Here is a 13,273-nt window from a genome sequence, read left to right as displayed (position 1 = left end):
CGTCGGCCAGCTGGCCGACGTGCTTGCCGATATCACGGGCGGCTGAACGACGCGCGCAGCCGATCGACTTCGGGCTGGCAAAAGCAGCCGGGCAGATGATCGTTGACCAGCCCCATGGCCTGCATGAAGGCGTAGACGGTGGTCGGCCCGACGAAGGTCCAGCCACGCTTTTTCAGGTCCTTCGACAGACGGATGGAGGTCGGCGTCGTCGGATTGGCGCGCAGCGTATCGAGATCCATCACGTCGGGCCGCTCCCCCGCTGGCGGTTCGAAGCGCCAGAAGAAGGTGCCAAGCGTTCCGAATTCGTCCCGCAGTTCGATGGCTCGCCGGGCATTGTTGATGGTCGAGACGATCTTGCCGCGGTGACGAATGATGCCGGCATCGGCAACAAGACGCTCTATGTCATCCTCGCCGAACTCCGCGACCTTGTGAAAATCGAAGCCGGCGAAGGCAGCGCGGAAATTCTCGCGCTTGCGCAGGATCGTCAGCCAGGACAGGCCGGACTGGAAGCCTTCGAGGCAGATCTTCTCGAACAGCCGGATGTCGTCGACGACCGGGCGCCCCCACTCCTCGTCGTGGTAGCGGCGGTAGTCTTCCAATCCGCCATGCCAAGAGCAGCGGCCCTTGCCGTCGTCACCGACGATGATCCCAGTCTTTTCCATTCCAGTCCGTCCGTTAACGCGGTGAACGACGCATTTAAGGTCGATCAACCATTTTCCCAAACCAGTGGGTAACCCTGCCTAAAGGTTTATAAGCAAAAGAAGATTTGAATCGCCACCCGTTTACCGTTCTGTCGTTCTCCATCGGCAGCGTGATCTGCAACGGAGCCAGACATACGCTCCTTCGGTCCATGTGTAGCGAGTAGACCCGATGATGAACAAGATGCTTGTGCTGGCCCTCGGCCTCATTCCGATGCTGGCAACGACCGCGACAGCCAACGACCGCTATCGTGAAAGGCCCCCGATCATCGTCAGCCCGGACCTGACGGCACCGTGGATCATGCAGCTTGGCGGCGCCGGCGTGCGCCCGACCGTCTACCCTGCCCGCCCGCAGAAACCCCGCGCCCAATACCACAAGCAAGCGCCCCACGAGGTGCAGCGTCGGCAGAAAAACGTTCGACGCGGCGAGGCCCAGCCGGTCGCCCTTCGACCGAACCGCGCGATCCGCAGCCAGATCGAGCCACAGTTCCTGCCGCAGATGGTTGCGTTCGACACAAAGCACGCGCCAGGCACAATCGTCATCGATACGAACAACCGCTTCCTCTATCTGGTCGAGGGCAATGGCGAGGCGCGACGCTATGGCGTCGGCGTTGGCAAGCCCGGCTTCGAATGGGCGGGCGCGCACAAGGTTACCCGCAAGGCGGAATGGCCGCGCTGGGTTCCGCCGAAGGAGATGATCGCCCGAGAAGCTGCCAAGGGGCATTACCTGCCGGCCAGCATGGACGGCGGACCGGAGAACCCGCTCGGCGCGCGCGCGCTCTATCTCGGTTCCACCCTTTACCGTATCCACGGCACCAACGCGCCCTGGACGATCGGCAGCGCCGTGTCCTCAGGATGCATCCGCATGCGCAATGAAGACGTCGTCGATCTCTACGAGCGGGCGAACGTCGGGACCAAAGTCATCGTCATGTGACCGGATAGCCACGATGTCGGACGGTTATGGTCGTCCGGAAGCCGATATTCGCCTTGACTGACCTTGCCGTGAGCGACCAACCGAGACATTTTGTCTCGCTTTTCGTGAAACGGCCAAAGGGGGGCTGGATGAAATCGGGTAAATTGTTGATCGCCATCATGGGTATGGCAATCGCGCTGACGGCGGGGCAAGCGACAGCGCAGTCGCGGCAACCGCAAACGACGGCAAGCGACGTGGCGCCATCGGTGCGCAACAAGCCCGTAGCTGAGAAGTTCAAGCGCCGCGTGGTGCGTTTCTCGACCACGGAGGCGCCCGGCACGGTCATTGTCGATACCAACAACAAGTTCCTCTACTACGTCGAGGGCAAGAACCGCGCGACCCGCTACGGGATCGGCGTCGGTCGCGAAGGGTTCGGTTGGTCGGGCGTGGTCAACGTCGGTCGCAAGGCCGAGTGGCCGACATGGACGCCGCCGGCGGAAATGCGCGCCCGCGAAGCGCGGCGCGGCATCACGCTTCCGGTCGTGCAGAAGGGCGGCCCGGACAATCCGCTCGGCGCCCGAGCCATGTATCTCTACAAGGGTGGCCGCGACACGATCTTCCGCATTCACGGAACCAACCAGCCCTGGTCAATCGGCCTCAACCTGTCCTCCGGCTGCATCCGCATGATGAACAAGGATGTGGAGCACCTCTACGAGCGTGCGTCGATCGGGACGAAGGTGGTCGTCATCGGGCCTGGCAACAAGCACGGCGATGTTGCCTTCAAGGACCGTGGCGTCGACATTTTCCGTACCATTTTCGGCGGCTGACGCATGTATCAGACTGGCGGTGGGTAATGCTCCCGCCAGTTAAGGATGTATTAACCATAACGGCCGTACCTTGTGGCTCGAGTGATGCAATAATGACACAGACGCCGGCCTAAACCATGGCTACATTGCCGCCACATTTCGAGCTCCTCTCTGATTCTCAGGCTGTCTCATGCGCACATTGACTTATCTTTTCGCAGCTCCCGCAGTTCTAGGGGCTTCGCTCATTTTCGCGGCCCCTTCCATGGCCGGCGAATGGGAGTTGTCCACTTACGGTGGCTACCAGAGCGCGCCGCACAGCGATGTCGAAGTGTCCGACGGAACCGACTTCAACGCCGGCTGGGAAGGCAAGTCCTTCGCCATGCCGCTCTATTGGGGTGTTCGCGGAACCTACTGGTTTGAAGGCGGTCAGCTCGAGAACCTCGGCATCTCGCTCGACTTCAGCCACGCCAAGGTCTACGCCGACGACGAGACCCTGACCAAGGCGGGCTGGGAACATTTCGAGATGACCGACGGCATCAACCTGCTGACGGTCAACGCGCTCTATCGCTTTCCGATCGAAAACAGCCGCTTCACGCCTTACGTCGGCGCCGGTGTCGGCATCAACGTGCCGCACATCGAGGTGACCCGGCCAAGCGGCACGACCTCCGAGTACCAGCTCGGTGGTGCAACCCTGCAGGCGCAGGCCGGCGTCAAGTTCGACATCACCGACCGCTGGGCAGCCTTCGTGGAATACAAGGGCAACTACTCGTTCGTCGACGTCGATATCGACAGCGGCGACTCTCTGAAGACCGAGATCTTCACCAATGCGGTGAATATCGGTGTCTCGTTCAAGTTCTGAGACGACAAGCATTTTGATGAAAAGCCGGCCTCAAGGGCCGGCTTTTTTTATGCCACGTTTTCGGGCTTCGGGCCGCCGTAGGCCCAATCCAGCAGCTCGACGGTGTGGACGATCGGGATAGACGTTCCGGTTCCGATCTGCGTCATGCAACCGATGTTTCCGGTGGCGATGACATCCGGGCGCGTCGCCTCGATGTTCTTCACCTTGCGGACCTTCAGCTGCGCCGAAATCTCCGGCTGCATGATGTTGTAGGTGCCTGCGGAACCGCAACAGAGGTGGCCCTCCGCCGGGTCACGGACCGCGAAGCCCGCATTCTTTAGCAGGGTTTTTGGCGCCATGGTGATCTTCTGGCCGTGCTGCATCGAACAGGCCGAGTGATAGGCCACGGTCAGGCCCTTAGCCTCTGCGGTCGGCAATTCCAGTGTAACGAGATACTCGGTGATATCCTTCGCCAGAGCGGAGACCCGCGCAGCCTTGTCCGCATAGGCCGGATCAAGCCGCAACATGTGGCCATAATCCTTGATCGTGGTTCCACAGCCGGAAGCGGTGATGATGATTGCATCGATACCGCCGTTCTCGATCTCGCGGGTCCAGACGTTTACATTGCGGCGGGCGAAATCGAGAGCCGGATCTTCCTTGCCCATGTGGTGGACAAGCGCTCCGCAGCAGCCCTCCCCTTCGGGAAGGACGACTTCCACGCCGAGGCGGGTCAGCAACCGGATGGCAGCCTCGTTGATGCCGGGATCGAGCACCGGCTGGGCGCAGCCGGAAAGAATGGCGACGCGGCCCCGACGCTTCGCCTCTGGCGGACGGGGGTGAACATGGTTGGGATCATACGCCTTGATCCTGCCTTTTGGCGCAAGATCGAGCATTGCCGCAACCGGCTTGAGCGCCGGAAATCCCTTCAGCAGAGGCGCGAATGGCCGGCCGACCTTCGCCAACAGCAAGGCGGCGCGAAATCGCTTCGGATAGGGGAGTATTGTCGCCAGCAACTGCCGGATAAGGCGATCCATCAGCGGGCGTTTGTAGGTCTTTTCGATGTGGACGCGGGCATGGTCCACGAGATGCATGTAATCCACGCCTGACGGACAGGTGGTCACGCAGGCAAGGCAGGACAGACAGCGGTCGATATGGGTTACCACCTCGGCATCCGCCGGGCGACCATTCTCCAGCATGTCCTTGATGAGATAGATGCGACCGCGCGGGCTGTCGAGCTCGTTGCCTAATGTCACATAGGTAGGACAGGTCGCGGTGCAGAAACCGCAATGGACGCAGCGGCGCAGGATCTTTTCAGATTCCGCCACATGCGGGTCAGCGAGCTGTTCTGCTGTGAAATTGGTCTGCAAGTCTATACTCCCGCCATTTTCCCGGGACTGAATATGCCAGCCGGATCGAGCTTCAGCTTGATCCGGGCTGAGAGGGCCGCGACGGCATCGCCCTGTGGCTCGAATGCCGGCGTCGCCAGCCTCAGCCTCTCGGGGGCACGGACCAGCGTTGCGTGCCCGCCGCCAAGACCGCGAACGTAGCGGCGCAGCAATTCCGCCTCAGGATCTGCCTCCATCTGCATCCAGACCAACCCGCCCTGCCAGTCGTAAAAGGCATCGATGCCGGCTTCCAGCCTGAGCGCCGCCACCAGCTGGTGGCCAGCGGACGGAGCGATCGAGACGCGCCAGAGCGGCTTTTTCGGCATCCCGGCATAAGGTGTAACGTCCCGGACTTCCTGCCACAGCCGCCTGCTGTCGTCAGGACCCAACCGCGAGACCGGTCCGAACCGCGACATTTCCGACGTCAGCTTTTCGGAGCGCACGGCGACCGAGGCTTTCAACCCTTCGAGGCGTAGCACGGTCGCCTCACCCTCCGGCAGTTGCCCGCCCAGGAAACGGCTGCGAACGGTCTGCGGCAGATGAGCTGCTCCGGACACCTCGACAGACAGCGCCATCGAAACCGCCATTGCCCTTGCTGCCGCCGCATCGTCCAGATTGGAGATGACGATGGTCTCCGCCGTCTCGGGTACCGGCAGGACGCGAAACGTCACTTCCGTCAGAAAGCCCAGTGTGCCGTGCGAGCCGGCCAGCAGCTTGACGAGGTCCAGACCGGTGACGTTCTTCATCACGCGCCCGCCGGCACGAATGATTTCGCCGCGGCCGTTGACGAAACGGATCCCGAGCAGGCTGTCGCGGGCGGCGCCGGCAACGAAACGCCGGGGGCCGGATGCATTGGCGGCGAAGACACCACCGATGGTCGGTTCACCCGTCGTACCCATGATGCCACGGTGGTCCATCGGCTCGAATGCCATCATCTGGCGGTTGGCGGCAAGTGCAGCCTCTACTTCCGTGACCGGCGTGCCGGTCTTGACCGTCATCACCATTTCGGCCGGATCGTAGTCGACAATGCCGGACAGCCCACGAGAACTCAGGACGTCCTCGAACGCAACGGCGTTGCCAAATCCGCTGCGGGTATCGCCGCCGCAGACAGCCAAAGTCGTGCCTTGCGCCGCAGCATTGCGGATCACGTAGGCCGCATCCGTTTCTGTATTGGGGATCAATGTCATGCTGCCGGGCGCCCCTCGATCGGGAAGACCTTCGACGGATTGAGTAGCCAGTCCGCATCGAACGCCGCACGCACGGCCATCTGCTGGTTCAGGTCGGTATCCGAATACTGGTGCCGCATCAGATCGCGCTTCTCGATGCCCACGCCATGTTCCCCGGTCAGGCAGCCGCCAACATCGACACAGAGCTTCAGGATCTCGTTGCCCGCTTCCTCGGCGCGCGCGGCGTCCTCCGGATCATTGGCATTGAACAGGATCAACGGATGCATGTTGCCGTCGCCGGCATGGAAAACATTGGCGACCCGAAGCCCGAACCGCTCAACGATCTCGGACGTCTTCTCCAGCACGTAGGAGAGCTTGCCGAGCGGCACGGTGCCATCCATGCAGATGTAGTCGGCGATCCGGCCCGTGGCACCGAAGGCCGATTTCCGGCCCTTCCAGATAAGGGCTGCTTCCGTTGCGCTCTGGCTTTCGCGCACTGTCTTCACGTCGTGGCGGTTGGCAATTTCGACGATGCTTTTCAGCATCGCGTCCATTTCCGCTTCCGAGCCTTCAACCTCGATGATCAGCAGCGCGCCGACATCCAGCGGATAGCCCGCATGCGCGAAGGCCTCGCAGATCTCGATTGCCGGCTTGTCCATGAATTCTATCGCGACGGGAATGATGCCGGAGCCGATAACGTCGGCCACGCAGGCACCCGCCTGTTCGGAGGTGTCAAAGCCGAAGAGCACCGGGCGCGCGCCTTCCGGCTTGGCGATCAGGCGCACGGTCGCTTCCGTCACGATGCCGAGCTGGCCTTCCGAGCCGCAAACGAGGCCGAGCAGGTCGTATCCTGCCGCGTCCAGGTGCTTGCCGCCGAGGTCGATGACCGTGCCGTCCACCAGCACCATCTTCACGCCGAGAAGGTTGTTGGTCGTCACGCCGTACTTCAGGCAGTGCGCGCCGCCGGAATTCATCCCGATATTGCCGCCGATGGTGCAGGCAAGCTGCGAGCTGGGATCGGGCGCGTAAAAGAAGCCCTCAGGGCTGACCGCATCCGAAATGCTAAGGTTTGTGACGCCCGCCTGCACCGTCGCCGTGCGGTTGGCAGGGTCCACATCGAGGATGCGCGACATTTTCGAAAGCCCGAGGACAACCGCATCCTCCTGGGGAATTGCTCCCCCGGAGAGCGATGTGCCCGCGCCACGCGGGACCACCGGAACACCGTAGCGATGACAGTACTTCATCACGGCCGCCACCTGCTCCGTCGTCTTCGGCAGCGCCACGGCCAGCGGCAGTCGGCGGTAGGCGACAAAGGCATCGGTCTCGAACGGCACCAGTTCGCGCGGCTCATGCACGAGACACTCCGGCGGCAGCAAATCCGCCAGATCCTCGATGATTGCGCGACGCCGTGACATCACATTTTTACGCGGTTCCAGAAACTTTATCGCTTCGGACACGGTTACGCCTCCCGGACCTTGCGCCATCGCTGGCTCACTGAATTTCGTCTACCGCGCTTAGCATGGTCGCAAGCCTGAGACCATGCGCTTGGTTTCGCGCCCACTGAAATGAAAAAGGGCCTCAACCGCATCTTTTCGGTGACTTAAGCGGCGAGCTCCCTGCAAACGCGCGATAAGCATATTATATTTGAAGGACCAAATAATTCGAATCGCTTTTTATGCTTCCGGATGGCGCGATCACCGCATGGCCACCTGAAGCGCCCGAAAGAAAGGACGTCCCCAGATTGAGCCTTCTCGCACGCCTTATGACAGAAATCGGCCTGATGATGAGGCGCCCGCCGAAGCAACAGTACGCCGCTATCTGTTATCGCGTGAAGAAGAAGGGCGTCTACGAGGTCCTGTTGCTGACAAGCCGCGATACGGGCAGATGGGTCATACCCAAAGGTTGGCCCATGGCGGGCAAGAAAGCGCACGCCGTTGCAGAACGGGAAGCCTATGAGGAAGCGGGCGTGAAGGGGAAGGCCGAGAAGGACCTTTTCGGCTTCTACCACTATCGCAAGACCCTTTCGAACGGCTTCAAGATTCCGGTGCAGGTGCAGGTCCATCTGCTCGAGGTTCAGGAGATGTTGAAGGACTTTCCTGAAAAGGGCAGCCGCCGGCTGGAATGGGTTTCGCCAGCGGAAGCTGCCGAACGGGTGAACGAGCCGGAATTGAAGGCCCTGTTCCACCGGGTAGCCGAGCTGATGCAGGTGCCGGCATCAGCGCAAACCAAGGCAATCGGCTGACGTACAGCCCGAATGGTTGTTTTCAGTCGCCATTAAGATTACTGCAATGAAACGAACCACCGACCAGACGAATGGTCGCCGCCTCCCAGGAAATCAAAGATGGGGACACGCAGGTCGCGGCTCACCAAGCCGACGCTCGACAAAGATCTCGAGAAGTTCTCTTCTGTAGAGGAAGCCGCGCGTCAGATGTCGCGGCGGCTCGCGGCGCCAGGAACAGGCCTGCTGTTCCTGATCGTCGTAGCGCTCTTCGCCAGCGCCTATGCGAGCGGACAACCCGGCTCGCTGGTGGTGATCGGCGCTGCTGCGCTGGCAGCCTACATGGCCATGAACATCGGCGCCAACGACGTCACCAACAACATCGGTGCGGCGGTCGGCGCACGCGCCATGACGATGGGCTTCGGCCTGGCGCTGGCGGCCGTTTTCGAGGTTGCCGGTGCGGTCATCGCCGGACGGGGCGTTGCCGACACCATTGCCAACGACATCATGCACAGCAGTGCCATCGGGGATCCTTCGACGCTCATTTGGGCGATGATGGCCGCCCTGCTTTCGGCCGCGGTCCTGATCAATGTCGCCACCTGGCTCGGCGCACCAATCTCGACGACGCATTCCATCGTCGGTGGCGTCATGGGTGCGAGCATTGCCGCTGCAGGGCTCGACGCCGTCAACTGGGCTACGATCGGCAGTATCACCGCCAGCTGGGTCATGTCGCCGCTGCTCGGGGCTCTGATCGCGGCGGGTTTCCTTTATCTCCTGAAGGAACTGATCATCTATCGCGAAAACAAGATCGAGGCCGCCCGACGATGGGTACCGGTCCTGATCGGAATTATGGCCGGCACTTTCACCTCCTATCTTGCCCTCATCGGCCTTGGGCTTCTGGTCGAGGTTTCCGTGCCAACCGCCACCGGGCTCGGCCTCGTCTGCGGCGTTGTTGCGTGGAGAGCGCTCATTCCGGTGATCCGGCGGCAGGCCGAGGGACTGGAAAACCGTAACCAGTCGCTGCGCAAGCTGTTCCGCATCCCCCTGGTCTTTGCTGCCGCACTTCTTTCCTTCGCGCATGGCGCCAACGACGTATCCAATGCCATCGGCCCGCTCGCGGCAATTGTCTCCACGGTCCAGTCGCAAGCCAGCGGCAATGTCGAGATCCCATTCTGGGAACTTGTGATCGGGGGCTTAGGCATCTCGCTCGGCCTGCTTCTCTTCGGACCCAGGCTCGTGAAGCTGGTCGGTGCCGAGATCACCAGGCTCAACCCGATGCGTGCCTATTGCGTGTCGCTATCGACGGCGCTCACGGTCATCGTCGCGTCGTGGGTCGGCATGCCGGTATCCTCGACGCACATCGCCGTCGGTGCGGTCTTCGGCGTCGGCTTCTTCCGGGAATGGTACACGCGCAACTCCCGCCGGCGGCTGGAATACATTCGCGCTCAATCCGCGAAGTTCGACATCGATGAACCTGCCGAACGCAACGACAACGAGCTGAACCGACGCCGTCTCGTGCGCAGATCGCACTTCATGAGCATCATCGCCGCCTGGATGATAACGCTTCCCGTCGCGGCGACGCTCGCCGCCATCTTCGCGACCATCCTGTTCGCCATTTTCCGGTAAGGATCTCACAATGCGTGCCAATTTCCGGATGCAGCGCCTTTTCCTCGACGCACCTCTTGCCCACGAGGCGGTGGTGGAAGCCACGCCCGAGCAGTTCAACTATCTCGTCAACGTGCTGCGCCTGGCGGAAAATGCGGAGGTCCTGGTCTTCAACGGACGGGATGGCGAGTGGAAGGCGCGGCTGACCTTTGCCAGCAAGAAGCGGCTTCAGCTGGCCTTGGTGGAACAGACGCGATCACAGCCGGAGGCGCCGGATCTCCACTATCTCTTCGCCCCGCTCAAGATCGGGCGCCTGGACTACATCGTGCAGAAGGCCGTCGAAATGGGGGCAGGTGTCCTGCAGCCGGTCATGACCCAGCACGTCCAGGGCAAGATTACCAATATCGACCGCCTGCAGGCGAACGCCATCGAAGCCGCCGAGCAATGCGGCATCCTTTCGATCCCGCAGGTAGCGACACCGAGAAAGCTCAAGGATCTTTTGGAATCCTGGCCGCGCGAGCGACGCATCATCTTCTGCGACGAGGGCGACGAGAACAAGAACCCCTTGCCGATCCTGTCCCGCATCACCGAGAGACAGTTTGCCCTGCTTATCGGTCCGGAGGGTGGATTTTCGGAGGAGGAGCGAAACCTGTTGCGCAGCCGCGACTTTGTGACGCCGATTCCGCTCGGCCCCCGCATCCTCAGAGCGGATACGGCTGCCGTTGCAGCCCTTGCGGTGATACAGGCAAGCATCGGCGACTGGCGCTGACGAGGTCTTGATTTTCTGAAAGCATCTTGAAAGAAATTCACTTGCACCGCACATCATTCCGGTTCAAGCAGCCGGACGCGACAGTTCTGTCCGTCCTACAAGGTAGTTTTCATGGCACGTGACACCACCGACCAGACACCGCTGACTTCGGTGTCCGAGCTTTCAGACTACCTTGCAAGCGGTGCACGTCCGAAAGAGCAATTCCGCCTCGGAACAGAGCACGAAAAGTTTGCCTTCTTCCGCGCCGATCATAGCCCGGTGCCCTACTTTGGCGACGCCAGCATCTCCGCTCTGCTGAAGGGCATGGAGGCCAAGCTTGGCTGGGAACCCATCCTGGACCGCGAGCATATCATCGGGCTGGCCGAACCCACGGGCATGGGCGCCATCTCGATCGAGCCCGGCGGCCAGTTCGAGCTCTCGGGAGCACCTCTCGAAACCATCCACGAGACTTGCCGTGAATCGAACCGGCATCTCGAGGTCCTGCGCGAGGTTGCCGAGCCGATGGGCATCCGCTTCCTCGGCATCGGCGGCAGCCCGAAGTGGAGCCTTGCCGAAACACCCCGCATGCCGAAGTCTCGCTACGAGATCATGACGCGATACATGCCGAAGGTCGGCGCGCATGGCCTCGACATGATGTACCGCACCTGCACGATCCAGGTGAACCTCGATTTCTCCTCGGAAACCGACATGGCCCGCAAGATGCGGCTTTCGATGAAGCTGCAGCCCGTGGCGACCGCATTGTTCGCCTCGTCGCCGTTTACAGAAGGCCGGCCTAACGGACTGCTGTCCTGGCGCGGCGATATCTGGCGCGATACGGACAACCAGCGCTCGGGCCTGCTTCCCTTCGTATTCCGCCAGGATTTCGGCTTCCATGACTATGTCGAATGGGCGCTCGACGTGCCCATGTACTTCGTCGTGCGTGACGGCAAGTATCACGACTGCACCCACGTCACCTTCCGCCAGTTCATGAACGGCGCTCTCAAGGGCGAGATCGCGGACTGGGAACCCACGATGGGCGACTGGACAAACCATCTCTCGACGCTGTTCCCCGACGTCCGGTTGAAGCGCTTCCTGGAGATGCGCGGCGCCGATGGCGGCCCATGGCGGCGCATCTGCGCCCTGCCCGCCTTCTGGGTCGGGCTGCTCTATGACGAGGGAGCGCTTGCCGCAGCGGAAGAATTGACGGCGCAGTGGTCCTACGACGACGTGCTTGGACTGAGGAACGCCGTTCCCGCAGCCGGGCTGAAGACCGAGATCGCCGGCCGGCCGCTGCTTGACGTGACCCGGGATATCCTGGCGATCTCCTCTGCCGGCCTCAAGGCGCGTAACCGCCTGAACGAAGAAGGCCAGGACGAGACAGTCTTTCTAGCCTCGCTCGAAGAAATCATCGCCAAGAAGGCGACGCTCGCGGAAGATCTGCTGATGCTCTACAACGGGCGCTGGAACCAGTCGGTCGAGCCCGCTTTCGACGAGTACCAGTACTAGGACCGAAATACCGGTTTCCGTCGCTAACTTTCCGGATATATTGGCTTATAGCCAACCGGAAAGGATGTGCCATGCTGCCGTTGTTCGACATGATGCTGAAGGCACAGAACGGTGCGGCCATGGATGCCATGGCCAAGCAGTTCAACCTTGCCCAGGAGCAGGCGGCGCAGGCCATGGCGGCACTGATGCCCGCCTTTTCATCCGGGCTCAAGCGCAGCACCACCAACCCATACGACTTCACCGCGCTGATGAACACGATGATGTCCGGCACCTATGCGAAGTATTTTGAGGATCTCGGCCGGGCCTTCACACCGCAAGGAATGGCGGACGGAAACGCGGTGCTCGAGAAGCTGTTCGGTTCGAAGGAGGTTTCCCGTGCCATCGCCGCGCAGGCGGAGCAGCTCACCGGCGTCGGGCAGGACGTTCTCAAGAAGATGATGCCGGTCATGGCCGACACCCTGATGGGCGGCCTGTTCAAGCAGGCGACGGGCCAGATCCAGCCGGACAGCGACTTCTTCGCATCCACACCGATGGGCCAGATGGCGAAGCAATGGCTGGACGGTCTCGGACTGCAGCCGAAGGCATCCACCGCCAGGACACCGGACCCGTTCGACAATCCCTTCATGCAGAGCCTTCGCAGCCTGTGGGGCCTCGACAAATCAGCTGCGCAGCCATCCGCCAAAGCGGAGGTGGACGACAATCCGTTCGCCGCCGCCGCCCGAAACATGATGGGCGCATTCGGGCAGTTGCCCACAGGCAAGACCGCAGAAACGGCTACGGCCAAACCCTATATGGACGCCTTCAGCAACATGTTCGACAGCGGCCTCGAGGTCCAGAAGACCTACCAGAAGAACATGGAGGCCATCTTCGACAGCTATCTTGGAAACCGTTCGTCAGGGAGCCCGGCGCCGGAAACGTCCAAGGACAAATAAAAAAGCCCGGCCGGGAAACCCGGGCCGGGCAAAGAGCAGGGTTATTGGCTATCACCCTGCGGGGAAAAATGATCGATCAGACTTGCCGGAGACGCTCGAAGCGGGTCTTCGCCCGAAGCCGGGCAGTCTCGGACAGAAGCGCCGCCGGGTCGTCAAATACGCCTGAACCATAAGTGGCCTTAAGGACATCATCCCGGGTCAGGCCGATGTCGTCCAGTTGGCGGTCATCGAGTTCGTGCAGCCGACCGGCAGCCCATCGGTTACGCAGGACACGCCAGAAAGACTTCGTAAAATACGCAATCACCGTGAGAGGGCCGCGAACCGTAGCCGGTGCTCGAGCGAGATCGAGTTCAACAGTCTGGATCGTGCGCATGGTCCTGTTCCTTTCCGTTGGCACGAGCGCGACCGCCCCCTCCGCAGAGGTCCGGCGGAGGAGTGGTCAGCGTCAGCGGGCGCAG

The 13,273-nt window shown here is 61.7% G+C and carries 13 protein-coding genes; 8 read left to right on the top strand and 5 right to left on the bottom strand.

What is annotated here, in order from left to right; translation table 11 throughout:
• Positions 1-32 precede the first annotated feature (32 nt).
• On the bottom strand, positions 33-662 hold the full coding sequence (locus LH464_RS20535) for a DNA-3-methyladenine glycosylase I (protein WP_226788276.1): 630 nt from the start codon (positions 660-662) through the stop codon (positions 33-35).
• Between the two features lie 208 nt (positions 663-870).
• Here LH464_RS20535 and LH464_RS20530 point away from each other — a divergent pair, with 208 nt between their 5' ends.
• The 3 genes from LH464_RS20530 (at position 871) to LH464_RS20520 (ending at position 3,276) form a co-directional block, all read left to right on the top strand.
• Entirely contained in the window at positions 871-1,632 is a 762-nt protein-coding gene (locus LH464_RS20530) for a L,D-transpeptidase (RefSeq protein ID WP_226788275.1), read from the top strand.
• Positions 1,633-1,760: 128 nt separating this feature from the next.
• The gene (locus LH464_RS20525) at positions 1,761-2,438 is read left to right on the top strand and encodes a L,D-transpeptidase (RefSeq protein ID WP_226788274.1); all 678 of its coding nucleotides are present in this window, start codon (positions 1,761-1,763) and stop codon (positions 2,436-2,438) included.
• Positions 2,439-2,607: 169 nt separating this feature from the next.
• Positions 2,608-3,276: an outer membrane protein gene (locus LH464_RS20520; RefSeq protein ID WP_226788273.1), complete on the top strand. Its 669-nt coding sequence runs from the start codon at positions 2,608-2,610 to the stop codon at positions 3,274-3,276.
• Positions 3,277-3,323: 47 nt separating this feature from the next.
• Here LH464_RS20520 and glcF read toward each other — a convergent pair whose 3' ends face one another.
• The 3 genes from glcF to LH464_RS20505 are packed head-to-tail and all read right to left on the bottom strand — an operon-like array spanning position 3,324 to position 7,263.
• The gene (glcF, locus tag LH464_RS20515; protein ID WP_226788272.1) at positions 3,324-4,622 is read right to left on the bottom strand and encodes a glycolate oxidase subunit GlcF; all 1,299 of its coding nucleotides are present in this window, start codon (positions 4,620-4,622) and stop codon (positions 3,324-3,326) included.
• A gap of 2 nt (positions 4,623-4,624) precedes the next feature.
• Positions 4,625-5,827 carry an FAD-binding protein gene (locus tag LH464_RS20510; protein WP_226788271.1) on the bottom strand — a complete coding sequence of 401 codons (1,203 nt, stop codon included), beginning with the start codon at positions 5,825-5,827 and terminating at the stop codon, positions 4,625-4,627.
• On the bottom strand, positions 5,824-7,263 hold the full coding sequence (locus tag LH464_RS20505) for an FAD-linked oxidase C-terminal domain-containing protein (protein WP_226788270.1): 1,440 nt from the start codon (positions 7,261-7,263) through the stop codon (positions 5,824-5,826). The genes LH464_RS20510 and LH464_RS20505 overlap by 4 nt, the downstream gene beginning before the upstream one ends.
• Positions 7,264-7,586: 323 nt before the next feature.
• On the opposite strand from LH464_RS20505, the gene LH464_RS20500 reads away from it, so the two are divergent.
• The 5 genes from LH464_RS20500 to LH464_RS20480 all read left to right on the top strand — a co-directional run bounded on the left by LH464_RS20500 (position 7,587) and on the right by LH464_RS20480 (position 12,815).
• Entirely contained in the window at positions 7,587-8,048 is a 462-nt protein-coding gene (locus tag LH464_RS20500) for an NUDIX hydrolase (RefSeq protein WP_226788279.1), read from the top strand.
• A 99-nt stretch (positions 8,049-8,147) separates the two neighbouring features.
• On the top strand, positions 8,148-9,650 hold the full coding sequence (locus LH464_RS20495) for an inorganic phosphate transporter (RefSeq protein WP_226788269.1): 1,503 nt from the start codon (positions 8,148-8,150) through the stop codon (positions 9,648-9,650).
• 10 nt (positions 9,651-9,660) lie between these two features.
• Positions 9,661-10,398 (top strand): 16S rRNA (uracil(1498)-N(3))-methyltransferase, encoded by a 738-nt coding sequence (locus LH464_RS20490; protein WP_226788268.1) that lies wholly within the window; start codon positions 9,661-9,663, stop codon positions 10,396-10,398.
• A 111-nt stretch (positions 10,399-10,509) separates the two neighbouring features.
• On the top strand, positions 10,510-11,883 hold the full coding sequence (locus tag LH464_RS20485) for a glutamate--cysteine ligase (RefSeq protein ID WP_226788267.1): 1,374 nt from the start codon (positions 10,510-10,512) through the stop codon (positions 11,881-11,883).
• Between the two features lie 71 nt (positions 11,884-11,954).
• Positions 11,955-12,815: a DUF937 domain-containing protein gene (locus LH464_RS20480; RefSeq protein WP_226788266.1), complete on the top strand. Its 861-nt coding sequence runs from the start codon at positions 11,955-11,957 to the stop codon at positions 12,813-12,815.
• A 76-nt stretch (positions 12,816-12,891) separates the two neighbouring features.
• Here LH464_RS20480 and LH464_RS20475 read toward each other — a convergent pair whose 3' ends face one another.
• Positions 12,892-13,188: a hypothetical protein gene (locus LH464_RS20475; protein ID WP_226788265.1), complete on the bottom strand. Its 297-nt coding sequence runs from the start codon at positions 13,186-13,188 to the stop codon at positions 12,892-12,894.
• Positions 13,189-13,273 lie beyond the last annotated feature (85 nt).

Origin of the sequence: Pseudorhizobium xiangyangii (genome assembly GCF_020531965.1) — a bacterium.
In the GTDB taxonomy this organism is placed as follows: Bacteria; Pseudomonadota; Alphaproteobacteria; order Rhizobiales; family Rhizobiaceae; genus Neorhizobium; species Neorhizobium xiangyangii.
Note: the sequence above shows the minus strand (reverse complement) of the source record. Positions and strands in the feature narration are given on the sequence as shown.

What these genes read in the sequence shown, in the direction of transcription:
- LH464_RS20535 (WP_226788276.1), bottom strand. Translation starts at nt 662, where the DNA reads ATGGAAAAGACTGGGATCATCGTCGGTGACGACGGCAAGGGCCGCTGC.
- LH464_RS20530 (WP_226788275.1), top strand. Translation starts at nt 871, where the DNA reads ATGATGAACAAGATGCTTGTGCTGGCCCTCGGCCTCATTCCGATGCTG.
- LH464_RS20525 (WP_226788274.1), top strand. Translation starts at nt 1,761, where the DNA reads ATGAAATCGGGTAAATTGTTGATCGCCATCATGGGTATGGCAATCGCG.
- LH464_RS20520 (WP_226788273.1), top strand. Translation starts at nt 2,608, where the DNA reads ATGCGCACATTGACTTATCTTTTCGCAGCTCCCGCAGTTCTAGGGGCT.
- LH464_RS20510 (WP_226788271.1), bottom strand. Translation starts at nt 5,827, where the DNA reads ATGACATTGATCCCCAATACAGAAACGGATGCGGCCTACGTGATCCGC.
- LH464_RS20500 (WP_226788279.1), top strand. Translation starts at nt 7,587, where the DNA reads ATGATGAGGCGCCCGCCGAAGCAACAGTACGCCGCTATCTGTTATCGC.
- LH464_RS20495 (WP_226788269.1), top strand. Translation starts at nt 8,148, where the DNA reads ATGGGGACACGCAGGTCGCGGCTCACCAAGCCGACGCTCGACAAAGAT.
- LH464_RS20490 (WP_226788268.1), top strand. Translation starts at nt 9,661, where the DNA reads ATGCGTGCCAATTTCCGGATGCAGCGCCTTTTCCTCGACGCACCTCTT.
- LH464_RS20485 (WP_226788267.1), top strand. Translation starts at nt 10,510, where the DNA reads ATGGCACGTGACACCACCGACCAGACACCGCTGACTTCGGTGTCCGAG.
- LH464_RS20480 (WP_226788266.1), top strand. Translation starts at nt 11,955, where the DNA reads ATGCTGCCGTTGTTCGACATGATGCTGAAGGCACAGAACGGTGCGGCC.
- LH464_RS20475 (WP_226788265.1), bottom strand. Translation starts at nt 13,188, where the DNA reads ATGCGCACGATCCAGACTGTTGAACTCGATCTCGCTCGAGCACCGGCT.